Origin of the sequence: Bacillus sp. 22483 (assembly GCF_052044605.1) — a bacterium.
GTDB classification, from domain to species: domain Bacteria; phylum Bacillota; class Bacilli; order Bacillales; family Bacillaceae; genus Bacillus; species Bacillus altitudinis.
In genome coordinates this window covers 91,440-116,126 of record NZ_JBQENU010000007.1, presented here as the reverse complement: position 1 = coordinate 116,126, position 24,687 = coordinate 91,440, and the positions used below count along the sequence as shown (strand labels likewise).

The 24,687-nt window shown below is 42.2% G+C and carries 24 protein-coding genes; 16 read left to right on the top strand and 8 right to left on the bottom strand.

Going from position 1 to position 24,687, the window contains the following annotated elements:
• Positions 1–75: 75 nt before the first annotated feature.
• Entirely contained in the window at positions 76–1,440 is a 1,365-nt protein-coding gene (locus ACTJJQ_RS12280; protein ID WP_281201195.1) for a sugar porter family MFS transporter, read from the bottom strand.
• Positions 1,441–1,710: 270 nt separating this feature from the next.
• On the opposite strand from ACTJJQ_RS12280, the gene ACTJJQ_RS12275 reads away from it, so the two are divergent.
• Together ACTJJQ_RS12275 and ACTJJQ_RS12270 are read left to right on the top strand one after the other, a co-directional pair.
• A complete protein-coding gene (locus tag ACTJJQ_RS12275; RefSeq protein WP_017360001.1) occupies positions 1,711–2,676 on the top strand; it encodes an LCP family protein in 966 nt (321 codons plus the stop codon).
• A 316-nt stretch (positions 2,677–2,992) separates the two neighbouring features.
• Complete coding sequence (locus tag ACTJJQ_RS12270) at positions 2,993–3,874, top strand: Cof-type HAD-IIB family hydrolase (protein WP_440600228.1); 882 nt, start codon at positions 2,993–2,995, stop codon at positions 3,872–3,874.
• A 56-nt stretch (positions 3,875–3,930) separates the two neighbouring features.
• On the opposite strand, the gene ACTJJQ_RS12265 is transcribed toward ACTJJQ_RS12270, so the two are convergent.
• The 5 genes from ACTJJQ_RS12265 to pgsB form a co-directional block, all read right to left on the bottom strand.
• Entirely contained in the window at positions 3,931–5,154 is a 1,224-nt protein-coding gene (locus ACTJJQ_RS12265) for a C40 family peptidase (RefSeq protein WP_217967765.1), read from the bottom strand.
• Between the two features lie 106 nt (positions 5,155–5,260).
• Positions 5,261–5,431 carry a hypothetical protein gene (locus ACTJJQ_RS12260; protein ID WP_008343253.1) on the bottom strand — a complete coding sequence of 57 codons (171 nt, stop codon included), beginning with the start codon at positions 5,429–5,431 and terminating at the stop codon, positions 5,261–5,263.
• Entirely contained in the window at positions 5,428–6,594 is a 1,167-nt protein-coding gene (locus ACTJJQ_RS12255) for a CapA family protein (RefSeq protein WP_024718710.1), read from the bottom strand. The genes ACTJJQ_RS12260 and ACTJJQ_RS12255 overlap by 4 nt, the downstream gene beginning before the upstream one ends.
• Positions 6,595–6,612: 18 nt before the next feature.
• Positions 6,613–7,062 (bottom strand): poly-gamma-glutamate biosynthesis protein PgsC, encoded by a 450-nt coding sequence (gene pgsC, locus ACTJJQ_RS12250; RefSeq protein ID WP_007497520.1) that lies wholly within the window; start codon positions 7,060–7,062, stop codon positions 6,613–6,615.
• Positions 7,063–7,077: 15 nt separating this feature from the next.
• Entirely contained in the window at positions 7,078–8,259 is a 1,182-nt protein-coding gene (pgsB, locus tag ACTJJQ_RS12245) for a poly-gamma-glutamate synthase PgsB (RefSeq protein WP_007497522.1), read from the bottom strand.
• 747 nt (positions 8,260–9,006) lie between these two features.
• Between pgsB and ACTJJQ_RS12240 the strand changes: the two genes are divergently transcribed.
• The 9 genes from ACTJJQ_RS12240 to rbsB all read left to right on the top strand — a co-directional run bounded on the left by ACTJJQ_RS12240 (position 9,007) and on the right by rbsB (position 18,458).
• On the top strand, positions 9,007–10,488 hold the full coding sequence (locus ACTJJQ_RS12240) for a spore germination protein (RefSeq protein ID WP_440600227.1): 1,482 nt from the start codon (positions 9,007–9,009) through the stop codon (positions 10,486–10,488).
• A complete protein-coding gene (locus ACTJJQ_RS12235; RefSeq protein ID WP_217967763.1) occupies positions 10,478–11,575 on the top strand; it encodes a GerAB/ArcD/ProY family transporter in 1,098 nt (365 codons plus the stop codon). Before ACTJJQ_RS12240 ends, ACTJJQ_RS12235 begins: the two co-directional genes overlap by 11 nt.
• Entirely contained in the window at positions 11,565–12,707 is a 1,143-nt protein-coding gene (locus ACTJJQ_RS12230) for a Ger(x)C family spore germination protein (protein ID WP_217967762.1), read from the top strand. The genes ACTJJQ_RS12235 and ACTJJQ_RS12230 overlap by 11 nt, the downstream gene beginning before the upstream one ends.
• 117 nt (positions 12,708–12,824) lie before the next feature.
• Complete coding sequence (locus tag ACTJJQ_RS12225) at positions 12,825–13,811, top strand: LacI family DNA-binding transcriptional regulator (RefSeq protein WP_008343265.1); 987 nt, start codon at positions 12,825–12,827, stop codon at positions 13,809–13,811.
• A complete protein-coding gene (gene rbsK, locus ACTJJQ_RS12220; RefSeq protein ID WP_217967761.1) occupies positions 13,808–14,686 on the top strand; it encodes a ribokinase in 879 nt (292 codons plus the stop codon). Before ACTJJQ_RS12225 ends, rbsK begins: the two co-directional genes overlap by 4 nt.
• On the top strand, positions 14,683–15,075 hold the full coding sequence (gene rbsD / locus ACTJJQ_RS12215; protein ID WP_007497529.1) for a D-ribose pyranase: 393 nt from the start codon (positions 14,683–14,685) through the stop codon (positions 15,073–15,075). The genes rbsK and rbsD overlap by 4 nt, the downstream gene beginning before the upstream one ends.
• A gap of 15 nt (positions 15,076–15,090) precedes the next feature.
• The gene (locus tag ACTJJQ_RS12210) at positions 15,091–16,572 is read left to right on the top strand and encodes a sugar ABC transporter ATP-binding protein (protein WP_039165335.1); all 1,482 of its coding nucleotides are present in this window, start codon (positions 15,091–15,093) and stop codon (positions 16,570–16,572) included.
• Between the two features lies 1 nt (position 16,573).
• On the top strand, positions 16,574–17,527 hold the full coding sequence (rbsC, locus tag ACTJJQ_RS12205; RefSeq protein WP_008343271.1) for a ribose ABC transporter permease RbsC: 954 nt from the start codon (positions 16,574–16,576) through the stop codon (positions 17,525–17,527).
• Between the two features lie 13 nt (positions 17,528–17,540).
• On the top strand, positions 17,541–18,458 hold the full coding sequence (rbsB, locus tag ACTJJQ_RS12200) for a ribose ABC transporter substrate-binding protein RbsB (RefSeq protein WP_017368181.1): 918 nt from the start codon (positions 17,541–17,543) through the stop codon (positions 18,456–18,458).
• Between the two features lie 232 nt (positions 18,459–18,690).
• Here rbsB and ACTJJQ_RS12195 read toward each other — a convergent pair whose 3' ends face one another.
• Complete coding sequence (locus tag ACTJJQ_RS12195) at positions 18,691–19,308, bottom strand: flavin reductase family protein (RefSeq protein ID WP_024718717.1); 618 nt, start codon at positions 19,306–19,308, stop codon at positions 18,691–18,693.
• A 59-nt stretch (positions 19,309–19,367) separates the two neighbouring features.
• The gene (gene alsR / locus ACTJJQ_RS12190) at positions 19,368–20,255 is read right to left on the bottom strand and encodes an acetoin biosynthesis transcriptional regulator AlsR (protein ID WP_440600226.1); all 888 of its coding nucleotides are present in this window, start codon (positions 20,253–20,255) and stop codon (positions 19,368–19,370) included.
• A gap of 150 nt (positions 20,256–20,405) precedes the next feature.
• Here alsR and alsS point away from each other — a divergent pair, with 150 nt between their 5' ends.
• The 5 genes from alsS (at position 20,406) to ACTJJQ_RS12165 (ending at position 24,673) form a co-directional block, all read left to right on the top strand.
• Positions 20,406–22,106, top strand: a complete 1,701-nt coding sequence (gene alsS, locus ACTJJQ_RS12185) for an acetolactate synthase AlsS (protein ID WP_039165330.1) — start codon at positions 20,406–20,408, stop codon at positions 22,104–22,106.
• 44 nt (positions 22,107–22,150) lie between these two features.
• Positions 22,151–22,912, top strand: a complete 762-nt coding sequence (budA, locus tag ACTJJQ_RS12180; protein WP_370529243.1) for an acetolactate decarboxylase — start codon at positions 22,151–22,153, stop codon at positions 22,910–22,912.
• A gap of 153 nt (positions 22,913–23,065) precedes the next feature.
• Complete coding sequence (locus ACTJJQ_RS12175; RefSeq protein ID WP_017360010.1) at positions 23,066–23,542, top strand: Lrp/AsnC family transcriptional regulator; 477 nt, start codon at positions 23,066–23,068, stop codon at positions 23,540–23,542.
• Between the two features lie 37 nt (positions 23,543–23,579).
• On the top strand, positions 23,580–24,140 hold the full coding sequence (locus ACTJJQ_RS12170) for a chromate transporter (RefSeq protein WP_135009809.1): 561 nt from the start codon (positions 23,580–23,582) through the stop codon (positions 24,138–24,140).
• On the top strand, positions 24,140–24,673 hold the full coding sequence (locus tag ACTJJQ_RS12165) for a chromate transporter (protein WP_440600225.1): 534 nt from the start codon (positions 24,140–24,142) through the stop codon (positions 24,671–24,673). Before ACTJJQ_RS12170 ends, ACTJJQ_RS12165 begins: the two co-directional genes overlap by 1 nt.
• Positions 24,674–24,687 lie beyond the last annotated feature (14 nt).

Here is a 24,687-nt window from a genome sequence, read left to right as displayed (position 1 = left end):
CACGCAGGACTGACAAAGAATGCGAGGGTTTGTCTACACGCTGAGACCAGCTGCCTCATGCAGCTGGTCTTTTTTTCATACCGTTTCCCCTTCGTCATTCACGACGGCACGGTTTCTCTTTTTTAAATCTTCTTCAATCTCTTCAAGACTTTTCCCTTTCGTTTCTGTGACTAAATATTTCACAAATAAGAAGGCACCTATGCCAATGGCTGCATAAATAAGGAAAAGGTTACTGATGCCAATTGCACTTAACAAGGTTGGGAATGTGAGCGAGATGATCAAATTCCCTGTATGCAGTAGGAAGGTCGATACCCCCGTACCAATTCCCCGGACATGTACCGGGAACAGCTCCGGCAGCATCACCCATACGACCGGGCCCCAGCTGACAGCAAAAATGACGATGAAAAGTCCTAAACATATAATCGTTGTCCACCCTGCAGCTGTTGATCCCTCGAAAAAACGATTGACCACTGCTAGAACAATCAAACTAAGAACCATCCCTACATTTCCAAATAGGAGTAACGCTTTCCGCCCGACACGATCAATGATTTTAATCGCAACAAACGTCATGACAACATTGACTGCACCAATTCCTACAGTTCCTAAAATGGCTGCTGAATCGCCAAAGCCGACACTTGTGAATGTTTTTGGTGCATAATAAATGATTGTATTTGTCCCAATAAACTGCTGTAAAAAGGCTAAACCGACACCAGCAATTAAAGCGGGGCGCACCCATGGTTCGAGTAATTCCTTAAGACCGCCTTTTTCTTCACTTTCTGCTTTTTGAATATCCGCAATTTCGTCTTCAACTTCCTGCTTATTTTGTCTAAGTTTTGACAATATTTCTTTCGCCCGGTCCGCCTGTCCTTGGACAAACAGCCAGCGAGGACTTTCTGGCATAAACAAAATACCACATAACAAGAGAGCAGAAGGAACAACGGCAATTCCAAGCATCAGACGCCATGCCTCTGCATCTGCTAAAACGTAGTTCACAATATAGGCAAGAAGAATACCAAATGTGATCATGAGTTGGTTTAATGAGGAAAGTGCCCCTCTTGAATCCTTTGGCGCAAGTTCAGATAAATATAATGGAACAATCGTCGTCGAGCATCCGACAGCAAGTCCTAGCACGATTCGGAATAAAACCATGACCTCCGTATTCGGTGCAAGGGCTGTTCCAAATCCGCCGATAATAAATAAAATGGCTGCGGCGATTATCGCTTTTTTCCGTCCGAATTGATCTGTCAGTTTTCCAGAAAGAGAAGACCCGAGCATCGCCCCAATTAAAATCGAGCTGACCACAAGTCCCTCTGTAAATGCATTTAAACCTAAATCCTCTTTCATAAATAAGATAGCGCCAGAAATGACACCTGTATCGTAACCATATAAGGCGCCGCCAAGTGCGCCGAAGAAATAAAGCCACCCATTCCGATTTTTCATGATCATAACCCCTCTTTTATCTATGTAATGACTAGATGTTTCTCTATGAAAAATCATTTTCCTCACTTCCTGTCATTTCAAACATTTCGATGTTTTATGACAAATATATTTCATTTGCGTATCATTGAAACTTTTTTAGATAAGGAAACGTCAATTAAGCGTTAGTGAAAAAAATGTCGCACTATATCCCGTTTTAAGGTATATTTGTTTTAGTTTGTAAGCAGGAAGAAGGACATCTTTACTATAAAATCATAGCGAGGGTTTAAATATATGGATCAAACAAGAAGTAAACGCAAAGGCAAAAAGCGTTTAAAACCATGGGTGAAAGTCACTCTTTTTATTTTTGGTATTCTTTTACTGACAACCGCTTCTGTCACCGGCTATGCCTACTATAAAGTGACATCGGCTGCCAAAAAAGCACAAGTCTCTCTAGACCGCGGTGCACAATCTGTCAAACGGATTGAAGCATTTGATCCTGGGAAAGATAGCTTTTCTGTCTTGCTGCTTGGCATTGACAGCAGACCAGGCGAAACCGTCAAACAAGCACGAAGCGATGCAATGGTATTAGCGACAGTAAATCGTACGAATAAAACCGTGAAATTATTAAGTATTCCAAGGGACTCATATGTTAATATTCCAGGTCATGGTTATGACAAAATTACACATGCACACGCATTTGGTGATGCAGACCTCACGGTGAGTACAGTTGAGAATTTACTAGATATCCCTGTCGACTTTGTGATTGAAAGTAATTTCAAAGCATTTAAGGAAATTGTGAACGAATTGAATGGTGTTTCCGTTAACATTAAAGATGAATATGTTGTGAAACAGATTCTTAAAGATACAAAGGGCAAAGTTCAGCTGCAAACGGGTACTCACACACTAGATGGTAATCAAGCTCTCGCTTATGTGAGAACAAGAAAAGCAGACAGTGATCTCATGCGTGGACAGCGTCAAATGGAAGTTTTAAAAGCCATTTTCGATAAATCAAAATCAGTAACGTCTATTCCGTCTTATGACAATATCATAGATACTCTAGGTGATAACGTCTCAACTAACCTGTCAATGAAAGAACTAGTCGGTCTTTTCCCACTACTCACTTCATTGAAATCTGTTGATACGATTCAACTAAAAGGATCTGATTACCAGCCAAATGGCGTTTATTATTACCAATTGGATCAAAACCAACTGAACGAAGTCAAAACGGAATTGAAGAAACAGCTTGAATTATCATAAAAACAGAAAGCGTCCTTTTGGGCGCTTTTTATGTGTTGAAAAAGGTGTTTGCCCTTTTTCTTCTTTTCAGCGTGATAGAAAACCTTTGCAGTCTAGGAAGGACGAGCACCGGAGCGCAGGACTGACAAAGAATGCGAGGGTTTGTCTACACGCTAAAGGCGTCCTTTTGGGCGCTTTTTCTTATATCCTTGATCAATTGACCATTTTTGTTTAGCCTTAAAGAGAGGAATCCACGATCCGACTCTTTCATGAGAATGAAGGAAATCGTACATACTTTGAAGAGGCTATTGCATGAATGAAGGAGGATATAACAGCAATGAAAAAAATGATTGCGATTGATTTAGACGGTACACTCTTAAATACGAAAAGTGAAATATCCACTCAAAACCGGCAAGCATTGATTCGTGCGAAGGAAGCTGGATATATTGTGACCATTTGTACAGGGCGCGCGACTTTTGATGTAAAAGAGCTTCTTGGGGATTTGGATATTCCCATTATTGCGGCAAACGGAGGAACTGTCCATACAGAAGGGTACAAGCTCTTCAGCAGAATCACCCTTGATCAAGAAGCTGGAAGACGTGCTGCAAAGGAATTAGTGGAACGGAACATTTATTTCGAGGTCTATACAGACGATGCCCTCCTTTCCCCATTTGATGGAAAAGAAAAGCTCAAAGCTGAATTTGATATGATCAAAAGCGCCAATCCTCATGAGGATGTAGCTGATTTATGGGAAGGGGCGATGACTCAATTTAAACAGTTTGGTATCAAACCTGTCGATGACATCCGTCAAATTTTTGAGTCGAATGAACCAACCTATAAATTACTATGCTTCTCCTTTGATATGAATAAGCTGCAAGAAGCACGAGATCTTCTTTCTAAGATGCCTGAGCTCTCCTTGACCTCATCTGGAGAACATATCATTGAGGTACTGCCAAAAGAGTCAGGTAAAGGACATGCCCTCAAAAAACTTGCAGCCCATTATGGCGTAGACCCATCCGATATTTATGCGATCGGTGACAGCCCTAATGATCTATCCATGTTCGATGAAGCAGGACACAGGATAGCGATGGGGAATGCGGTGGATGTCATTAAAGAAAAAAGCACCTATATCACAAAAGGCAACCATGAAGATGGCGTCGCCTATTTTATTGATCTGCTTTTGCAGAATCAATTTCAAGAAAAAAAGACGCTTGTCTGATCAGCGCCTAGTGAGAAGTCGAGAAGTCCGATCGGAGCATTGATCGGGCTTTTTCTTTATTTTTTGATTCTAACGGCCGTCTCATATTTATCCTTCCAATACGTACTTGTTTTCATATTGGTAATGACGACGCCATTTGAAACCGTCACATGAATGACTTGATTTGAACCAGCATAAATGGCTGGCATCAACGAAGTCCCTTTAAAAAAGACAAGATCTCCTGGCTTTAGTTCCGATCGTTTTACAGGTGTACCTGCTTTAACTTGTCCAAATGCATAGCGAGGCATCTCAATTCCAAGCACTTCTTGATAGATATACTGCGTGAATCCTGCTGTATCAAAGCCTTGCTTTGGGCTCGCACCACCTTTTACATAAGGTACTTCTCCAATATACGTAGCGGCTTTTGATACGACTGGGGCTTCTTTCGCTAGTTTCAGCTCAGTTAATCGTTTCGCACCTGTCCATTTCTCACGCCAATACGATTCAGACAAATAAGAAATCGTCACACTTTCCGAACGGCTCGCATGAATAAAGCGGTCTCCTCCGATGTACATTCCTACATGTGAAATTCCTTTTTTATACGTGTTGCTAAAAAAAACAAAGTCTCCAGGCCGAATATCGTCTCGTGCTACTTTCTCTCCAACCATCCATTGCTGCTCAGCACTTCTTGGTAAATAAATCCCAAGTGATTTTTCAAATAAATATTGTAAAAAACCTGAACAATCGAATCCTACTTTTGGATCTGATGCCCCGAATACATAAGGGATTCCTAGATATTTCATCGCATCTTTCACCAGTTGATCATCCGACATCTCTTGGGAGACAGGCAGCCGTTTGACCGCATAGAACCGATCGGTCCAATATTTACTTTTGCTGACATCTGTTTTCACCACCCCTTGACTGAGTGTGATGTGGATCACTTGATCATTTCCAGCGTACAAAGCAACGTGTGTCGGGATGTCTTTTGTTTCTTCAAGACTGCGAAAATAGACAAGGTCTCCGGGCTTCGCTTTTCCCCATGATACGTTTTCACCGATTTGGTATTGATCGATCACCTTTCGCGGCAAATCAAATGCACCTGTTGTTTTGTATACATATTGTATAAAGCCAGACGCATCAAAGCCCGTTTTCGGATCGATTCCTCCTTTATGATAAGGCGTACCTATCAGCGTTTCCGCTTGTTTTAAAGGAGATGTTGTTTGAGCAGACACCTCTGTTTGAGACATAAACATGAGTCCTACAATGGCACATCCTCCAAGCAGTATTCCTTTCCATTTCATCCTCTCTTCCTCCTTTCTTTTATAGTTTCGACATGACCTCTTTCATTTTACACCTTTTTCCGTCAAAAAAGAGCACGCCTCGCGTGCTCTTTTCATCATCATTTCTTTATTTACTCGCTTCCGCTTTTGACTGCTTTTGCTGTTCAATTTTCTGCATTTCAACCGAGATCTTTTGTTTCTCATGATCTGTGAGGCTATCACTAAATTTAAAAGCAGACATAAAGACAAAGACTAAAATTAACGCAACAAACGGCCAGCTTGCTTTAAGGAATTTCATTTTTTATCCTTCCCCTCGTTTTCTTTTAATGTTTGAACTTTATCAGAATGATCGACTTCAAAGAAAATATGTCCGTCTTTTTCTTTCCAATCCGCATTCGTGCCATTTGTCAGCATACGGATAATCGATTTTGATTCAAGAGATCCTGCTTTGACTGGAGCAGGTGTCGCTTCTTTGATGTACATTGGAACCACTTCAAATGTCGCTTTTCCATCTTCATTCAGATGATACTGAACAATGGCAGAATCACGTGTTCTTGACCAGCCTTGGTCAAAAATAAAGTTCCCCAAGCTATAGAAAATCGCTGTTCCGTTATAGACTTCCATCGGCTCAAGAACGTGCGGGTGTGCACCGATAATGATATCAGCACCAGCCTTTGACATCGCTCTTGCCAGCTCTCTTTGTCTGTCGTTTACTTCATTGTTATATTCCTGTCCCCAGTGCGCATGAACAACAACGATATCTGCCTTTTCAGCAGCTTGTGAAATCATCGGAATAAAGATAGATGGATCAGCTGGCAGAATACCTGCCTTGCGATTTGTTGCTTTAAAATCTTTTCCATATACATCTGTAAAACCAAGGGTAGCGATTTTAACGCCATTCACTTCTTTGTATGAAATGTTCTGCTTCGCATCTTTGACGTTGCGCCCTGCCCCTGTATAATCCATGTCAGCTTTTTCAAAGGCATCAATCGTGTTATTTAAGCCTTTTTCACCGTAGTCTGCTGCATGGTTATTCGCAAAGTTTAGTACAGAGAAATTCAAATCCTTTAACGCTTGTACAGAATCTTCATCTGTTTTCAAATGAATATTCTTTTGTGCTGCCTGTTCCTTATCTGAAGCCACTGGATGCTCAAAATTCCCAGTTACATAATCTGATACATCAAAATACGGCTTCGCATAGCGGAACAGGTGCTGCTTTCCATAGCGGTCTGTTACTTTCTCTACATTTCTTCCAAACATAATATCTCCGACAAACGAAGCGGTCAGGATGTTTTCTGGATTCTTTTCTACAGTTGGCACTTGTGCTTTCCCGATAAATGTAAATAGAAATGTACAAGCAATGACAATCGGTAAAGCAATCAGTACGTGTTTATTCGTCTTTTTCTTTTGGTTCTTTGTGATTTTCAGCAGCTTTTCCTGAAAGCTCAATTTTTTATTCATCATTGGACACACCTTATCTTAAAATAGATAGTAAACATACATGATGGCAAATGTTGCACCACTTAGAAGTAATGTGCTTCCAAGGGTAATCGTAAGACCTTGCTTTTGAATCGTATTCGCAATCAATCCAGGCACGATGATTCCGATTCCGCGGAATTCTGCTATTTCAAACGGAACCACTGGATAGAAGAAATCAAATATGAGCTTTAGGGCAATTCCTGTAATCAGCATCGCCGCAAACTTTCTGCGTCCGTACAAAATCATAAATTTCGATAGACCAAAACGAACGATCACATATGTCAGCAAGCTGACAGATAAAACAACTAAAATGAAGACTGGCTGGTTAAAGACGAGCGCCAGATAACCTGGAACAACCAACCCAGCTGGTACGATTCCTGTTTTTTCTGCAAAGATTAAACTGAGTAGAACACCTAAAATTAACGAGATATAAAGATCTGATCCGAACATTTTCTATATTTCCTCCTAGCTGACAAGCTGCTTAATTTTGTATTCTTGAATTTTTTCGATTAAAGGTTCAGCGGCGCCGTGAATATTGCCGACTCCATAAACCACTCGATTATGAAGCTTTTTCTCAAGCATGTTCATAATTTGTTCTGTAGATTGATATTCAAGGTTGTGTAAGTGGTCAGCCGGAATTTTTCCATCCTCAAATGCCTTCACAATTGGATCTGTCGTTTCACCAATTAAGACAAGATCACTTGCTTCAATATAAGGAAGTACATCCTCCGCAAACTGGATCGTTCTATCTACGCGATCCGCACGACAGTTCATGATAATAATCGGTTCATCTGTTGGATACCCAATTTCCTTCACACGCTTCCAAATGTTCAATGTAGATGCTGCGTCATTAGCCGCAAATCCATTTACAAAATGTCCAGGTGTTTTTGCGTCCATTAATGGGAGAATTCTCATCGCTCCTGGATCAGGCGGCGCATTTAACATGCCTCTGAATGCCGTATCTTCATCAATTCCCAATGCTTGTGCGACACCAAGTGCAAGTGAAGCATTATCCGGGAACACCATGTACTCGAATTTCCGTAAATACTCATCGGTAATCTTGGAATTATCTGCAACAATCACTTCAGTATTGCGTTTTTTCGCAATCTCTTTAAAGAAATCTGTATATTCACTATCCGTAATAACCAAGTGCCCATTGTAAGGAATTGTCGCTGTAAAGGCTTCAGCTATTTCATCAAGAGTTGGCCCCATCACATCCATATGATCTTCAAGAACGTTTACGATCACGCCAATATTCGCTTGAAGCAGCTCTTCCTGAAAGATAATTTGGTAATCTGGATTCACCGCCATACATTCACTGACGATGGCATTTGCTCCTCTTTCAACGGTTTCTCTCATAACTTCTTTCTGCTCTCCGATATTCGGTCCTTGCGGTTTCCTTTTAATCGGTTTCTCTTCTGGCGTATCCCAATAAATCATTCTTGCATCCGTTCCTGTTGTTTTGCCGACAGTTTTATAACCTGCCTCCATTAAGATACCGGTTGTCAATCTTGTAACGGTAGACTTTCCGCGTATACCATTAATATTGACGCGTACCGGCAGGGCATCGATATTTTTCTGATGACGCTTCTTTTCAATAAAGCCAATCCCTAACATGATGACACAGGCTATAACGATTAACCACATCGCTTATCTACATCTCCTTTTTTTATGAGTGTGATATGTAAATTCAATCAACAGTATATAGGTTCAGCATAAAATCACAATCGGTATTATGTAACATAATCTTTCACTTCCTCGTATGCCAAATTCCTCTAATCAGAAGGCGTATTTGCCTATCTCACGTTCAAATGAAAAGGCCAAAAGACGGACAAAATGACGACTGAATTTCTGCTTCAAACAAGAGAAAGCGTTACCATCAAACAGTGAAAAATCTTTTGTCCTTTTCTCCCTAAATTTTTCGACAATTATTAAGATGTATTTTGAATCAATGTTTTAAAGCCCTTTCATCTCTACGAAATCAGTCATATCAGCGCTTTAAATGAATAGTGCGTGTTTTAGAATATTTTATATTTTTAAATGAACAGGTTAGAAAGTCATCCTCATCGGTCAGAACGCTATGTGTTGACCTATGACAAAGGTCACCTGTCAAAAAATCAAGTCATCTGCTTATTTTCAGGTCACAAAAAATTGGGATAAGATGTCAAAGATTAATCATTTTGTTATAGCCTCTCTTTACGATATTCACTCCTTATGACCTAAACAATGAAACATTATTCATTTCTTTTTATCAAGATTCATCATTTCTTAACATTTTTAATGTGATTTTAGTTGAAAGTTGTCGGTTCGTGTCATGCTTTCCCCAAAGATGACGCATAAAATCATCTTCTCGGCTTACACTATGGTTAAAAAATCTGTGAGAGGAGGCTAAAGATGCCAAATACGAATGAGCAAACACGCTTACACTTTTTATCAGGCGGTTTTGAGGAAAAGATTCGGATTCTGAACAAAGCATTTCAACAAAGCGCTGATTTTGAATACCGGGAATTGATGGTGAATGAAACGAAATCAGTGCTGTTTTTTATTAAAACAAGAGTGGATGAAAGTAAATTAAACAACTTCATTATTGGCAACTTGCTTGGCCCTCCTGGAAAGCAGGACTATGCAAAATCTCTTAGTACACTCGAAACAGGTGACTTGACGCTGATTGTCGACAGCATTATTGCCGGAAGTATTGCCTTCCTTGATGAAAAATCCGCACAGATTAAAATATTTGCTGTTGGGCAGCCGCCGCTGCGTTCCATTTCTGAACCTTCTTCTGAAAGTATTATTGCAGGCGCACATGATGGATTTGTTGAGAGTTTAGATACCAATTTATATTTGCTGCGTTCACACTTAAATGATCGAAAACTTGCAATCCAGTATCATAAGGTCGGTACAAAATCTGAAACAAAGGTTGCGACGGTTTATATTTCTGATATTGCCAATCAAGAAAAGATAGATGAGGTTAACAAACGAATTTCTTCTATTAAAGTAGACACGCTGCTTAGCCCCGGTTCTATTGTAGAGGCGATTGAGGATGATTCGTATTCCATCTTCCCGCAGCTTATTGACACAGAACGACCTGACAAAGTGAGATCTGCCATTCTTGAAGGAAGAATTGTTGTGCTGATGGATGGCAGTCCAATGGCTATCATTCTGCCTATTACGTTCTTTAGTTTCTTTCAATCACCAGATGACTACAATAGTCGCTGGATTCCAGCTACGTTTATTCGTATTCTTCGTTATATTGCCTGTATCATCGCTGTGATTTTGCCTTCTTTTTATATTGCAGTCATCGGCTTTCATTATGAGGTAGTCCCGGATGAATTAGCGATTACGATGAAAAATTCCATTATCGGCATTCCTTTTCCGCCGTTAATTGAAGCAATGCTGATGGAGATTACAATTGAGCTCATACGCGAAGCTGGGGTGCGTCTGCCAAAACCAATTGGACAGACCATTGGGATCGTAGGCGGTTTGGTCATTGGAGATGCGGTAGTAAAAGCTGGGCTCATTTCCAATGTTCTTATCGTTGTGGTCGCCGTGACCGCTGTTGCTTCCTTTGTTCTTCCTTCGTTTGAAATGACGTCTACCATCAGGATGCTGCGTTTTCCGCTCATGTTCATGGCATCGATGTTTGGGTTTATTGGCATTTCATTTGGCCTGTCGATCGTATTGATGAATTTATGCCGCCTCGAATCACTAGGTGTTCCGTACTTATCACCAGTGGCTCCATTTAACTGGCAGGACTTAAAAGACACTGTGATTCGATTACCGATGTGGATGTACAAAAAGCGCCCTGTTTACTTAAATCCAAAAAAGAAAGAGCAAATTGAAAATTTGAGAGGATGGACAAATAAGGATGAAAAATAAAATATCTCCACCTCAAGCTGTTTTTTTTATCATTCAATCTCAAATTGGTGTTGGTATTTTAGCCCTGCCTCATTTGCTCATGAAAGATATGGGGCATGATGGCTGGATGGCTATCATTTTGGCCTGTTTTTTTATCCAAATCATCAATACCATTTTTATATATATCATTCACAAATATCCTGAGACATCATTTTTCGAGGCATTAATTGAGGTTTTTGGAAAATGGGTTGGGCGAATCTTAGTGGCTCTTTATACAATTTATTTCGCCTCAGTCTGTATTGTCGTTCTATCTATTTTCACGAGAATTCTGGGTATATGGGTTTTACCACTTACACCCAATTGGGTCATCAACCTACTACTCATGATATCCATCCTTTACATCGCCAAGGAACAGATTACAGCGATTGTCAGATTCAACTTTATTCTGACTCCTTTTTTACTCTTGTTGTCTCTCATCATGCTGTATTCATTAAAAGGAACCAATATCGACTACCTTATGCCCTTTTTCCAAACGGACTTCTCTCAATTTCAGCTTGGATTGAAGGATGTTGTATTATCTATGAATGGATTTGAGATGATTCTGATCATCTCTCCACTGATGAAAGGCACCATTAAAGCGCGATACAAGGTCATGACCATTGCCAATATATGCACGACTCTTTACTACCTATTTATCACAGTGATTTGTTTTATGTTTTTCAGCCCGATTGAGCTTAAAATCATTCCAAATCCTGTTCTTTATCTGTTAAAAACCATTTCGTTCGGTGTGATTGAGCGGACGGATTTAATTTTTCTTAGTTTCTGGGTATTTGTCATTTTAGCCACACTTAGTAACTATCTCTACTTCTGTGCAAATGGCGTAGCAAGTATTCTCAAGAAAAAAGACCACAAAAAATACGTCTTTTATTTTGCCATTTTGATCTATGCGGCTAGCTGCTATCTTGCAACCGATAATTTTAGAATTCAACGTTTTAATGACTTTACCACCATTGCGCAATATTCATTTATTTACACACTCCCGATCTTTATGGCCATTATCATCTTTTTCAAACATCGTAAAGGGAAGGTGAAATCACATGCGTCATAAGTACATACTGACTTTGCTCATGTGTGTGTCTCTCATATTCATGCCTGGCTGCTGGGATCAAAACTTATTAAAGAATATCTCTCTTGTGTTAACCTCCGCTGTTGATCAAGGAGAGGATGACAATGCCAAGTACTCGATTACTTATCGAAAGGTGCAGCAGTCTCAAAGTATGGAGCAAGGAAATACAGGCAGCTTTTTAACCACTCTTCTCACAACGGAAGCACCTACTTTAAGGAAAGCAAGAACCAACTTCAGCCGGATTGTGGATCAAAAAATAGACATGTCGAAAATGCGGGTGATGCTGATCGGTGATGAATTTGCCCAAAATCGTCTTCTGCCCTACTTAGATATGTTTTATCGTGATCCGAAAAGCCCCCTCCTCGCAAATCTCGCCGTTGTTCAAGGAGGGACCTGTGAAGAAGTGATTAACTCGCTGCTGAAGGAAAAGCTCATTGTGAGTGACTATTTAAATAACTTGATCACAACCGCATCACGCTCATCCCAAGTAGCACCTAAAAACATTCAAAGTATTCGATCTAAAATGCTCCAAACTGGAGAGGACTTCACATTGCCCTTAATCCATTTTGATCAATCGAAGAAATTAATCAGTGTAAAAGGTGTTGCCCTATTTGATAATGAGAAAAAGAAAGGCGAGTTGTACGGTCAAGATGCGATCTTGCTCACCATCATGGACGGAAAAATGGGCAAGTATGCCAACTTCACAAAAAAAGTGCGAAGCGACATGAAGTCAAAAGAAAACAATTACATTACGATTCAAGTCACTGATGTAAAGAGAGACATCGAGATTCTAAATCCTGATCATCGAAACTTAACATACTCACTCAAATTTGAATTTAATACTTCTGTCATTGAGTATCCGAAAGATAACCTTGATACTGACAAAAAAATTGAAATCCTCAACAAAAGACTTTCAACCATCTTGACAAAAGAAGCAGAAAAAATTGTTGCTACATTACAAGAAGCAAATTCTGACGTCTTAAGCCTCGGCAGAAAATACCGGGTCAGACATTATGATGAGTATATGAAAATGAATTGGGTCACCGATTATCCAAAAGTGAAAATCATCCCAAAAATCAAAGTGAACATTACCCAAACAGGCATTATTAGTTAAGAAAAGGAAGACGTCCTCTTTCTTTTCTTTTTTTATTTTTTTAAGATTGTTTTTTCAATGCTTTCATGATAATCTATCTGTGTAAACGGTTACACATCAAAGAAGGGAGGCACTCCATTGGCTACAATTAAAGATGTTGCAAAAGCTGCTCAAGTGTCTGTTGCAACTGTTTCACGCGTGCTCAATGATACTGGATACGTCCATATTGATACGAAAACCCGTGTGACACAAGCGATGCAGGAGCTAAACTACTTCCCCAATGAAGTGGCACGATCCCTTTTTAAAAGAGAATCAAGATTAGTTGGTCTCATCTTACCTGATATCACAAACCCCTTCTTCCCTCAGCTGGCTAGAGGCGTTGAGGATGAGATTCATGCAAACGGATTTCGCTTATTATTCGGAAACAGTGATGAAGATCGGGAGAAGGAAATGGCCTATTTACAAACCTTTAAGCAAAACCAGGTGGTCGGTGTCATCGCTGTCACAAACGAACCTGAATCGGATTTGTACAATGATGATGAACTGCCTGTTGTCTTCTTAGATCGTACCGTTCCAAATGCACCTTCTGTGTTTGCAGATGCTACGGCAGGTGGGAAAATGGCTGCAATGGAATTAATCAAACGCGGCAGTCAGCAAATCACATTGCTAAAAGGGCCCGCTCATCTTCAAACGGCGCGGCAAAGATTCAAAGGCGCACTTGATGTTCTGACTGAAGAAGGTGCTAACTTTCATGTGATGTCTAACGCTTCTTTTTCTTTTCAGGAAGCCCGAAAAAGCGCCAAGGCTCTTTTCAAGCTGTACCCTGAAACAGATGGCATCATTGCCAGCAATGACATCGTCGCAGCAGCCGTCGTACACGAAGCGCTTCGTATTGGAAAAGCCATTCCAGAAGACGTCCAAATCATTGGATTTGATGATATTCCGCAAAGCGAACTGCTCTTCCCTTCTTTATCAACGATCCGGCAGCCTGCCTATGATATGGGGAAAGAAGCCGCAAAGCTGATCATTAAAGCCATTCAAAAACAGCCAATAGATCAAGCAGTTATTCAAATGCCCGTCTCTTTTATTGAACGAGAGACCACAAGAAAGGTGGATTCACAATGAGTCAAATAGTTGTCGTAGGAAGTTGTTCCATGGATCTAGTTGTCACATCGAATAAGCGTCCCAATGCAGGAGAAACCGTCCTAGGCGAATCATTTAAAACGGTTCCTGGGGGAAAAGGAGCCAATCAAGCAGTAGCAAGCGCAAGGCTCGGTGCAGATGTATATATGATCGGCCGAGTTGGTGATGACGCGTATGGTCAGGAGATTATGAGCAATTTGCAAGCACAAGGTGTTCGCACCACCTATATGAAACCGGTTACCGAAATGGAAAGCGGAACAGCTCATATCATTTTAGCTGAAGGGGATAACAGCATTGTTGTCGTCAAAGGAGCAAACAATGAGGTAACACCTCATTATGTAAAAGATGCGCTTTCTTCTATTGAAAATATCGGAATCGTCCTCATTCAGCAGGAAATTCCTGAAGAAACAGTCGAAGCCGTCTGCGCCATTTGCAGCGAAAAAGGGATTCCAGTCATCTTAAATCCCGCACCAGCTCGCAAAGTCTCTCAGCAAATATTAGATCAAGCTGCCTACATCACGCCAAACGAACACGAAGCAGCTCTTATGTTTGATGGACTCACCATAGCAGAGGCTTTGCGCCAATATCCAAACAAATTACTCATTACAGAAGGAAAAAATGGTGTTCGTTACTTTGATGGATCAAAAGAAGTGTTGGTACCGGGCTATCCTGTGAAAGCCGTCGACACTACAGGCGCTGGTGATACTTTTAACGGCGCTCTAGCTGTAGCACTGACAGAAGGAAAATCCCTATACGACGCACTTGCTTTTGCCAACTTAGCTGCGTCTATCTCAGTCACAAAATTTGGTGCCCAAGGCGGCATGCCAGCAAGAGAAGAATTGGAGAATAAGAAATGAAGAAAAATGGTATTTTAAATAGTCATATCGCCAAGGTGCTTGCTGACCTTGGTCATACAGATACGATTGTCATCGCAGACTGTGGCCTGCCCATTCCAGAAGGCCCGGTCAAGATCGACCTTGCATTATCCATCGGCACACCATCCTTTCAGGAGGTTACTTCCCTCCTTCTTGAGGAAATGGCCGTTGAACACATCACAATCGCCAGTGAAATCAAACAAGCCAATGAGAGAGATCATTTATTTCTAAAGAAAGCGTTCTCACATCCGTTAAATGAAGTCGATCACGAGACGTTCAAAGACATGACCAAACAGGCAAAAGCAGTGATTCGCACGGGTGAAGCCACCCCATACGCAAACTGCATTCTTCATGCCGGTGTCATCTTTTAAAAGGAGGAGCCACTTATGAACATTGAAATGCATAACATCCATAAGGCCTTTGGAAAAAACACCGTTCTCGCCGGGGTCTCCTTTGACCTCGTCACAGGTGAAGTCCATGCACTTATGGGTGAAAACGGGGCAGGAAAATCAACGTTAATGAATCTGCTGACAGGACTCTATTCCCTGGATCAAGGAACGATTCAAATCGACGGAAAAGAAACCGCTTTTAAAAATCCGAAAGAAGCCGAGCAGAACGGGATTGCCTTCATTCATCAAGAACTGAATATATGGCCTGATATGACGGTACTAGAGAATTTATTTATCGGGAAAGAAATCTATACAAAACTTGGTCTCCTAGACACCAAGAAAATGAAAGCCCTCGCCCAAGCACAGCTCGACCGATTGTCTGTCAACCTCTCGCTCGATCAAGAGGCAGGAAGCTGTTCTGTCGGACAAAAGCAGATGATTGAGATTGCGAAAGCGTTAATGACCGATGCGAAGGTCATCATTATGGATGAACCAACGGCCGCTCTCACAGACCGTGAGATTGAAAAGCTATTTCAGGTCATTGAATCACTCAAAAAAGAAGGCGTTTCCATCGTCTACATTTCTCACCGGATGGAAGAAATCTTCGCCATCTGTGACCGGATTACGATCATGCGTGACGGAAAAACGGTCGATACGAAAGCGATACCGGACACGAATTTCCATGAAGTCGTCAAAAAAATGGTCGGCCGCGAATTAACCGATCGTTACCCTGAACGCACACCTTCTACTGGTGATACCGTCCTAGAAGTGAAGCAAGCAACGAGGAAAGGCCGCTTTCAAGATGTCAGTTTTTCCGTCAAAGCTGGGGAAATTGTCGGTGTTGCAGGCTTAATGGGCGCTGGCCGAACGGAAATGATGCGGTCGCTCTTTGGACTCGATCCCCTGGATCAAGGAGAAATTTGGGTTCATGGGAAAAAGGCTGTTATTAAAAAACCAAGTGATGCAGTCAAACTTGGCATCGGTTTTATCACGGAGGATCGTAAAGATGAAGGACTGATGCTAGATGCATCCATCCGGGAAAACATCGGCTTGCCTAACTTAGATAGCTTCTCTCCAAAGGGGCTGATTGATAAGAAAAACGAACAGGACTTTGTTGACCTTCTCATCAAACGACTCACGATCAAAACCGCTTCATCTGAAATCTCTGCACGCAGCCTGTCCGGTGGAAATCAGCAAAAGGTCGTCATCGCCAAATGGATCGGCATTCAACCGAAGGTACTCATTCTAGATGAACCGACAAGAGGTGTCGACGTCGGGGCGAAACGAGAAATTTATCAGCTTATGAACGAGCTGACGGATCGAGGCGTTGCGATTTTGATGGTCTCCTCTGAACTCCCAGAAGTTCTTGGGATGAGCGATCGAGTGCTTGTCATCCATGAAGGAACCATCAGCGGCGAATTAAGTAAAACAGAAGCTACACAAGAACGAATTATGACATTAGCTACAGGAGGGAAGTAACATGAAACCACTTACTTCAAATGGACGATTTGATCACATCATGCAAAAGCTTGGGCCATTCTTAGGACTCATCATCCTTGTTGCCATTGTTTCTATTTTAAATCCGGCCTTTTTAGAACCATTAAACATTTTAAACTTACTCAGACAAATCTCCATTAACGCCCTCATTGCCTTTGGCATGACGTTTGTTATTTTAACCGGAGGAATTGATTTGTCTGTCGGTGCCATTCTAGCGCTGTCTAGTGCTCTGACTGCCGGCTTTATTGTATCTGGTTTGGACCCGATTCTTGCCATCATCGTTGGATGTATCATCGGTGCCATCCTTGGAATGATCAACGGTCTTTTAATCACAAAAGGAAAAATGGCTCCTTTTATCGCAACACTTGCGACGATGACGATTTTCAGAGGATTGACGCTTGTTTATACAGACGGAAACCCAATTACAGGGCTTGGCTCTAACTATGCATTTCAGCTATTTGGCCGTGGATATTTCTTAGGCATTCCTGTTCCAGCGATCACCATGCTTCTCACCTTTATCGTACTTTGGGTCTTGCTTCATAAAACACCTTTTGGCAGAAGAACGTATGCCATTGGCGGAAATGAAAAAGCAGCCCTCATCTCAGGCATTAAAGTACCACGCGTCAAAATCATGATTTACTCATTAGCAGGCTTTATGTCTGCTTTAGCAGGTGCGATCTTAACATCTCGTCTCAACTCAGCCCAGCCAACAGCTGGTACGTCGTATGAACTTGATGCAATTGCTGCCGTTGTACTTGGCGGGACAAGCCTATCCGGCGGAAGAGGACGAATTGTCGGCACACTCATCGGGGTACTCATTATCGGGGTCTTGAACAATGGTATGAACTTACTTGGTGTTTCATCATTCTATCAGTCTGTTGTGAAAGGGATTGTCATCTTGATTGCAGTCCTACTCGACAGAAAGAAATCTGCTTAAGGAGGCAGCTGCTATGAAAAAATATGTAATCTTGATCGTGACTCTCTCACTATTCATGCTTTCTGCCTGCTCGCTTGAACCGCCAGAGTGGGCCAAATCAACAAAGGATGGCAAGAAAAAAGACATAAAAATCGGACTATCGATCTCGACTTTAAATAACCCATTCTTCGTTTCTCTTAAAAACGGTGTGACAAAAGAAGCGAAAAAGCTTGGCATTGAAGTTGTCATTGCCGATGCACAAAATGATTCAGCCAAACAAACGAGTGATGTAGAAGATTTAATTCAACAAGGGGTTGATGCATTACTCATTAACCCAGCCGATTCCTCTGCCATATCAACGGCTGTCGAATCTGCGAATGCTTCAGACATACCGGTCATCACATTAGACCGCTCGGCAGAAAGCGGAAAGGTTGAAGCGCTCGTTGCTTCCGATAACATCAAAGGCGGCGAAATGGCCGCTAACTTTATCATCGACAAGGTTGGTAAAGGCGCAAAAGTGGCTGAACTAGAAGGTGTACCAGGTGCTTCTGCGACACGTGAACGAGGAAAAGGTTTCCACCAAATCGCAGACAAAAAGTTAGATGTCACAGCAAAACAAGCCGCTGACTTCGACCGGACAAAAGGGCTCAACGTAATGGAAAACCTTCTTCAAGGAAACCCTGACATCAAAGCCGTTTTTGCCCACAATGATGAAATGGCACTTGGCGCACTAGAGGCCATCCAAAGCTCTGGAAAAGACATTCTTGTCGTCGGTTTCGACGGTAACGAAGATGCACTCAACTCGATCAAAGCAGGAAAACTATCTGCAACAGTCGCGCAGCAGCCAGAGCTGATCGGTCAACTGGCAGTCGGCGCTGCTGACGATGTATTAAAAGGAAAAAAGGTAGAAAAAAATATCGCCGCACCATTGAAACTAGAACAAAAGAAATAAACACTAAACCCCCGATAGCCTCGGGGGTTTAGATTGTAGACAAAGTGCTGAAATGAACTTTATTTTAGCCCTTTGTCTTCTTTTCAGCGTGATAGAAAACCTTTGCAGTCTAGGAAGGACGAGCACCGGAGCAGAGCGAATTGACATTCGTGAGCACCGAAGCGCAGGACTGACAAGGAATGCGAGGGTTTGTCTACACGCTGGACCCCCGATAGCCTCGGGGGTTTAGATGTTATTCCGGCCTCTTCAGTACAAATGGCGTGCCTAAATGGGCATAATCATTCCCCGCTAAACGTGCAACTGGCTTTAATTCATTCGTAAAAATATATCCTTTTTCCGCATCATAGACGGATTCATCTAAATGCGCACACACCACCCGGCCAATGATATGATCGACTGTGATCTCCCCTTCATCATTTTGAAAGGTCAGATGTTTTTCCAGCTGACATTCAAAGCGAATGCGTGCTTCCTTGATTCCTGGCACTGACACCACGCTGCTCTTCACTTGATGAAGACCGGTACGAGTCAGCTCACTCTCTTCCTCTGGCAAAGTAGCAGCTGTTTCATTAATATCTTCAATCATCGCTTCATCACTCACATGGACAACAAATTCTTCCCTGTCGATGATATGTTTTGCTGTATCTTTCATCTCTCCTTGACGACGTCCAATAGAAACAGCGATCAGCGGAGGATGGCCGCTGATGACATTAAAGAAACTAAATGGTGCAGCATTGACGACTTCTTCTTTAGAAAGGCTTGTAATAAATGCAATGGGTCTTGGAACGACGGAACCAGATAATACTTTATATGCTTCTTTTCGTGACAACTGATCCATTTGTAATGTAATCACTTCAGACATGCCTCCTCTTGTATGTAACGACATCATACCATACCCAGTTCTCTCTTCCCTTACTCCGGCTCAGCGCGATGGAGAATATGATGGACAAGATGAAACAATGCCGGATTATGATTTTCTCGCCTATAAGAAATGGTCCATTCCGCGAGTAGCTGCTCACCTTCAATTGACCGATACACCACATCTAAATTAAATAAACGCCGGGCCGATGTTGGAATGATAGCAATTCCGATTCCCGCTGTGACAAGCCCAATGACCATTTGATATTCTGCTGCTTCCTGCACGATATTGGGTGAAAATCCGTACTTTTCACAAAGTAGGACAAAATGCTGATAAAGGGACGGCCATGATTCCTTTGATAAAGAAATAATCGGCTCATCACGAATATCTTCAATCGTGACCGCTTCTTTTTCCGCCAGCGGATGGTTTTTCGGAATCGCAAAAATACATTCACTTTGCTTCATTAAACGACTGACCAATTCTTCTTGCGGTGATGTAGGATGCAAAAAACCAATATCAATCTCACCATTCAAAAGCGCCACAAGCTGCTGCGGGACAGAGAGCTGTTGCAGCTCAATACTGACAGAGGGGTACCGCTCTCTGAATTCACGGACAACTGGCGGCAGAATATCATATGTCGCAGTTCCAACAAAACCTATGATGATTTTGCCCAGCTCTCCTCTTGCTGTATGACGGGCATGATCAACGGCTTTATCAAGCTGATGCAGCACCCCCCGGACCTCATGTAAAAAAACCTTTCCAGCAGCTGTTAACTCCACCACCCTTTTAGACCGGTGAAACAAAGGAAATCCCAATTCTTCCTCAAACTGCTTAATTTGCTGACTAAGTGGAGGCTGTGTCATGTTCAATCGTGCGGCCGCTCTGCCGAAATGCAGCTCCTCCGCGACTGTGACAAAATACTGCAAATGTCTCAGTTCCATCCTTTCACTCCTCAAACACTTATTCGTGAAACATATTAAAACCACGTTAAACATATATTGGAAAATTTATTTTATGAAATGTATAGTAAATCATATCATGAAAATATATTTTCATAAAAAATTTTACTTGCCGAAAGGAGTGCGGGGTAAATGAATTCTCAAACACAACCCCTAACAAAACGAGGAGCAGAGTTGATTGTCGATACGCTCATTGCCCAAGGTGTGACCCATGTTTTTGCGATTCCAGGTGCAAAAATTGATGCAGTATTTGATGTATTAAAAGACAGAGGTCCAGAGCTTGTGCTATGCAGACACGAACAAAATGCGGCATTCATGGCAGCAGCTGTCGGTCGTTTAACTGGCAAACCAGGCGTTTGTCTCGTCACATCAGGTCCTGGCGCATCCAATTTAGCGACAGGTCTATTAACAGCCAATACAGAAGGTGACCCTGTTGTTGCAATCGCTGGAAACGTCATCCGTGCGGATCGGCTCAAACGAACACATCAATCACTCGACAATGCGGCATTATTCAAACCAGTGACAAAATATAGCGTTGAAGTACAAGACGTAAACAATATACCAGAAGCCTTAACAAATGCTTTTCGCGCGGCACAAAGAGGTCAAGCTGGGGCAGCATTTATCAGCTTTCCACAAGATGTCGTGACCGAACACACCACACAAACACCAGTGTCTGCTCACCCTTCTCCAGAACTAGGTCCTGCACCGGATGCTCTCATCAGTTCGGCCATCGCCAAAATTCAAAATGCGCACTTACCTGTTGCAATTGTGGGAATGAAAGCTAGCCGTCCAGCTGCGGCAAATGCGACAAGAACATTATTAAAAACACTTGGTATCCCATTTGTCGAAACGTACCAAGGAGCCGGTGTTCTCTCAAGAGAGCTTGAGGCTCAATATGTGGGCAGAATCGGCTTATTCCGTAATCAGCCAGGCGACCTTCTCATTGAGAAAGCGGATGTGATTTTAACTATTGGCTTTGATCCAATCGAATACGATCCGAAGCATTGGAATTTGAAACCGCAGCAGCGTCAAATCATCCATGTGGATGACATGCAGGCAGATATTGACCATTTCTATGAACCGACGCTTGAGCTTGTGGGCAATATATCTGAAACGGTGCAACATCTAGCCCATGACAGCGTTCCACTTTCATTATGCAAAAAGAACGTAGATCTCGTCACAGAATTACAAGAGCTGTTAAGTGATATCGAAAAAACACCAGAAAGAGAAAGTCATTTATCACACCCGCTGGATGTCATTCATACGTTGAGACGTATCATCCCAGATGACACGAAAGTGACATGTGATATCGGATCGCACGCCATTTGGATGTCTCGCCACTTCCGTGTTTATGAACCGAACACGTTCCTAGTGAGTAACGGAATGCAAACACTTGGCGTGGCATTACCATGGGCGATTGCAGCCTCCATATTGAATCCAGATGAAAAAATCATTTCAGTCTCAGGTGATGGCGGTTTTCTCTTCTCCGCCATGGAATTAGAAACAGCCGTGCGCATGAAAACAAATCTCGTTCATCTCGTTTGGAACGACAGCACATACGATATGGTGGCATTCCAGCAGGAAATGAAGTATGACCGTACGTCTTGTGTTGAGTTCGGTCAGATCGACTTAGTGAAATATGCAGAAAGCTTTGGAGCAACTGGATTACGTGTCAACTCACCTGAAGAGCTTTCAACTGTCCTTCAAAAGGGTATAAACATAGAAGGGCCCGTTATTATTGATATACCGATAGACTATCAAGACAACCCAGACCTCGCCAGTCAAAAATGGCCAGAAGTCTTTCGTGAAAAACACACAACGAACGTCAGATAAGACTTCGATACATTACGTTAAAGGAGTGAGCGGACATGGGTATGATGCACCCAATGAATCAACAAAACAACACAATACCGCAGGACAAAAAGCAAGAGGTCTATCAAGTATCAACCATGACCTCCTTGCTGGAAGCCGTATACGATGGAGATTTCTCCCTATCACATATTCCCGAGCACGGTGATTTTGGCATTGGCACATTCAATCAATTAGATGGGGAACTAATCGGCTTTGACGGCGCTTTTTATCGACTGCGCTCTGATGGAACAGCCACACCAGTAACCGATCAAGATTATTCACCATTCTGTTCTCTAGCATTCTTTGAAACGGACATCGTTCATCGAATTGATGCACCGATGACGTCCAAAGAGCTAGAGGAAGAAATCGACCGAATCTTACCGAGCAAGAATGTCTTTTATGCGATCCGCATCGATGGGTCATTCAAAAAGGTTCAAACCCGTACGGTTGAAAAACAGGAAAAACCTTACGTTCCGATGGTGGAAGCAGTCAAGTCACAGCCTATTTTCGATTTTGAAAATATTCGCGGAACGATTGCAGGCTTCCGTACACCACAGTACGCACATGGCATTGCGGTAAGTGGATATCATCTCCACTTTATTGATGATGATCGAAGCGTAGGCGGGCATGTATTTGATTACACTGTGGATCAAGTGACCATCCGAATTTCCCAAAAACGTCACATGAACTTACACCTTCCAAATACGCAGGAGTTCTTCCAAGCAGACATTGATCGTGCTGACCTTGCACAGCAAATTGCCAGTGCGGAAAGCAGCCCAGAAAAATAAAATGAACACACCCCGGTGATGTCGGGGTGTTTTTTTATGCAAAAAGATATGTTATCTTCTTTTATTATTTCATTTCGTTACTCAATTAAAAATCAAACATTCTATTCGTAATAAAATATGATAGAATATCAACAGAAGAAAGGTGGTTATACGGTGGCACATGAATATCGCATTCCAAACTTAACATTAGATGAAAGAGATAAACAAATTCTTTCCTTATTACACGAGGACGGGCGTATGTCCTACACGGATCTAGGGAAACAAGTCGGCCTTTCCCGTGTTGCTGTACAAGCCCGTATTCAGCAACTCATTGAAGCAGGTGTCATTGAACGATTCACCGCTGTCATTAATCCAGCAAAGATCGGCATTCATGTCTCTGTCTTTTTTAACGTAGAGGTTGAGCCGAAATGTTTAGAAACAGTCGCCCTTCAGCTTGAGCAGGAAACAGCCGTCACAAGCCTTTATCATATGACAGGACCAAGCAAGCTGCATATGCATGGCATTTTTCAAAATGAACAGGAAATGGAGACGTTCCTGACAAAGAAGCTGTACCCGCTTGAAGGCGTCGTCAGTGTTGACTGTCAAATGCTCATTAAACGATACAAAAGCCGAATGGGCATGAAATTGTAGATAGGAGTTGAACCACTTGCAATCATATCTTGAACTCATGATCGCCATGGTGCGAACCGGTATTCTGGGATTTGGCGGAGGACCTTCTGTGATCCCGCTCATTCGCCATGAAGCGGTCGTCAAATACAAATGGATCAATGATGACGAATTTGGAGAAACACTCGCCATCGCCAACGCATTACCCGGACCGATTGCTACGAAAATGTCGGCATACCTCGGCTATCGATTAAAAGGTGTATCTGGCGCCATTGTTGCAACAGCTGCACATATTTTACCGACATGTCTCGCTATGGTGGCACTTGTTACACTTGTCAGCGTCTTAAGCTCTTCAGTCATCATTCAAAATATGATCGGTGCTGTGACACCAGTGATTGCCGTTCTGTTAGGAATCATGGCATATGAATTTGGACAAAAAGCGTTGAAGGGCTTCGGCATGATCTTCGGAATCGTCCTATTCCTTTTGGCATTTGTCGGTCTTCAAGTACTCTCGATTCATCCAGGAATCATTGTCATCATCTTTTTATGTTATGGTGCCTTTCATTTTAAACTGAAAGATCGCTGGACTCGAACAAATAAAGAGAAAGGAGTGTCTTCGTGATGCTGATTCTCTTTTTATTCTGGGCATTCTTCTTATCCAATCTGTTAGGGTATGGCGGAGGACCTGCCTCCATTCCGCTCAATTATGAAGAAATCGTCAATCATTTTCATTGGATGACGAACGAAGGGTTCTCCAATATGCTCGCATTAGCCAACGCACTTCCAGGTCCAATCGCTACGAAAATTGCGGCTTATGTAGGCTATGATGTCATGGGATGGCCAGGCTTTATCGTTGCACTTCTTGCGACGATCCTGCCGTCTGCGATCGGATTGATCTTACTGCTAAAACTCATTGACCGTTTTCGCCAATCTTCTGTCGTCAAAGGCATGACCTTATCTGTGCAGCCTGTCATTGCGATGATGATGCTTTTATTAACATGGGAAATTGGCGGAGATGCCGTGAAAGCCATTGGCTGGACACAATCACTTGCCATTGCCGCCATTTCATTTTTCTTTATGACCAAATTCAAATTGCACCCTGCCTTTCTGATTGTGGCTGCATTTTTATATGGCGGATTCATTCTTCCGCATTAATGCAAAAACCGATA

What these genes read in the sequence shown, in the direction of transcription:
- ACTJJQ_RS12280 (WP_281201195.1), bottom strand. Translation starts at nt 1,440, where the DNA reads ATGAAAAATCGGAATGGGTGGCTTTATTTCTTCGGCGCACTTGGCGGC.
- ACTJJQ_RS12275 (WP_017360001.1), top strand. Translation starts at nt 1,711, where the DNA reads ATGGATCAAACAAGAAGTAAACGCAAAGGCAAAAAGCGTTTAAAACCA.
- ACTJJQ_RS12270 (WP_440600228.1), top strand. Translation starts at nt 2,993, where the DNA reads ATGAAAAAAATGATTGCGATTGATTTAGACGGTACACTCTTAAATACG.
- ACTJJQ_RS12265 (WP_217967765.1), bottom strand. Translation starts at nt 5,154, where the DNA reads ATGAAATGGAAAGGAATACTGCTTGGAGGATGTGCCATTGTAGGACTC.
- ACTJJQ_RS12260 (WP_008343253.1), bottom strand. Translation starts at nt 5,431, where the DNA reads ATGAAATTCCTTAAAGCAAGCTGGCCGTTTGTTGCGTTAATTTTAGTC.
- ACTJJQ_RS12255 (WP_024718710.1), bottom strand. Translation starts at nt 6,594, where the DNA reads ATGAATAAAAAATTGAGCTTTCAGGAAAAGCTGCTGAAAATCACAAAG.
- pgsC (WP_007497520.1), bottom strand. Translation starts at nt 7,062, where the DNA reads ATGTTCGGATCAGATCTTTATATCTCGTTAATTTTAGGTGTTCTACTC.
- pgsB (WP_007497522.1), bottom strand. Translation starts at nt 8,259, where the DNA reads ATGTGGTTAATCGTTATAGCCTGTGTCATCATGTTAGGGATTGGCTTT.
- ACTJJQ_RS12240 (WP_440600227.1), top strand. Translation starts at nt 9,007, where the DNA reads ATGCCAAATACGAATGAGCAAACACGCTTACACTTTTTATCAGGCGGT.
- ACTJJQ_RS12235 (WP_217967763.1), top strand. Translation starts at nt 10,478, where the DNA reads ATGAAAAATAAAATATCTCCACCTCAAGCTGTTTTTTTTATCATTCAA.
- ACTJJQ_RS12230 (WP_217967762.1), top strand. Translation starts at nt 11,565, where the DNA reads ATGCGTCATAAGTACATACTGACTTTGCTCATGTGTGTGTCTCTCATA.
- rbsK (WP_217967761.1), top strand. Translation starts at nt 13,808, where the DNA reads ATGAGTCAAATAGTTGTCGTAGGAAGTTGTTCCATGGATCTAGTTGTC.
- rbsD (WP_007497529.1), top strand. Translation starts at nt 14,683, where the DNA reads ATGAAGAAAAATGGTATTTTAAATAGTCATATCGCCAAGGTGCTTGCT.
- ACTJJQ_RS12210 (WP_039165335.1), top strand. Translation starts at nt 15,091, where the DNA reads ATGAACATTGAAATGCATAACATCCATAAGGCCTTTGGAAAAAACACC.
- rbsC (WP_008343271.1), top strand. Translation starts at nt 16,574, where the DNA reads ATGAAACCACTTACTTCAAATGGACGATTTGATCACATCATGCAAAAG.
- rbsB (WP_017368181.1), top strand. Translation starts at nt 17,541, where the DNA reads ATGAAAAAATATGTAATCTTGATCGTGACTCTCTCACTATTCATGCTT.
- alsR (WP_440600226.1), bottom strand. Translation starts at nt 20,255, where the DNA reads ATGGAACTGAGACATTTGCAGTATTTTGTCACAGTCGCGGAGGAGCTG.
- alsS (WP_039165330.1), top strand. Translation starts at nt 20,406, where the DNA reads ATGAATTCTCAAACACAACCCCTAACAAAACGAGGAGCAGAGTTGATT.
- budA (WP_370529243.1), top strand. Translation starts at nt 22,151, where the DNA reads ATGCACCCAATGAATCAACAAAACAACACAATACCGCAGGACAAAAAG.
- ACTJJQ_RS12170 (WP_135009809.1), top strand. Translation starts at nt 23,580, where the DNA reads ATGATCGCCATGGTGCGAACCGGTATTCTGGGATTTGGCGGAGGACCT.
- ACTJJQ_RS12165 (WP_440600225.1), top strand. Translation starts at nt 24,140, where the DNA reads ATGCTGATTCTCTTTTTATTCTGGGCATTCTTCTTATCCAATCTGTTA.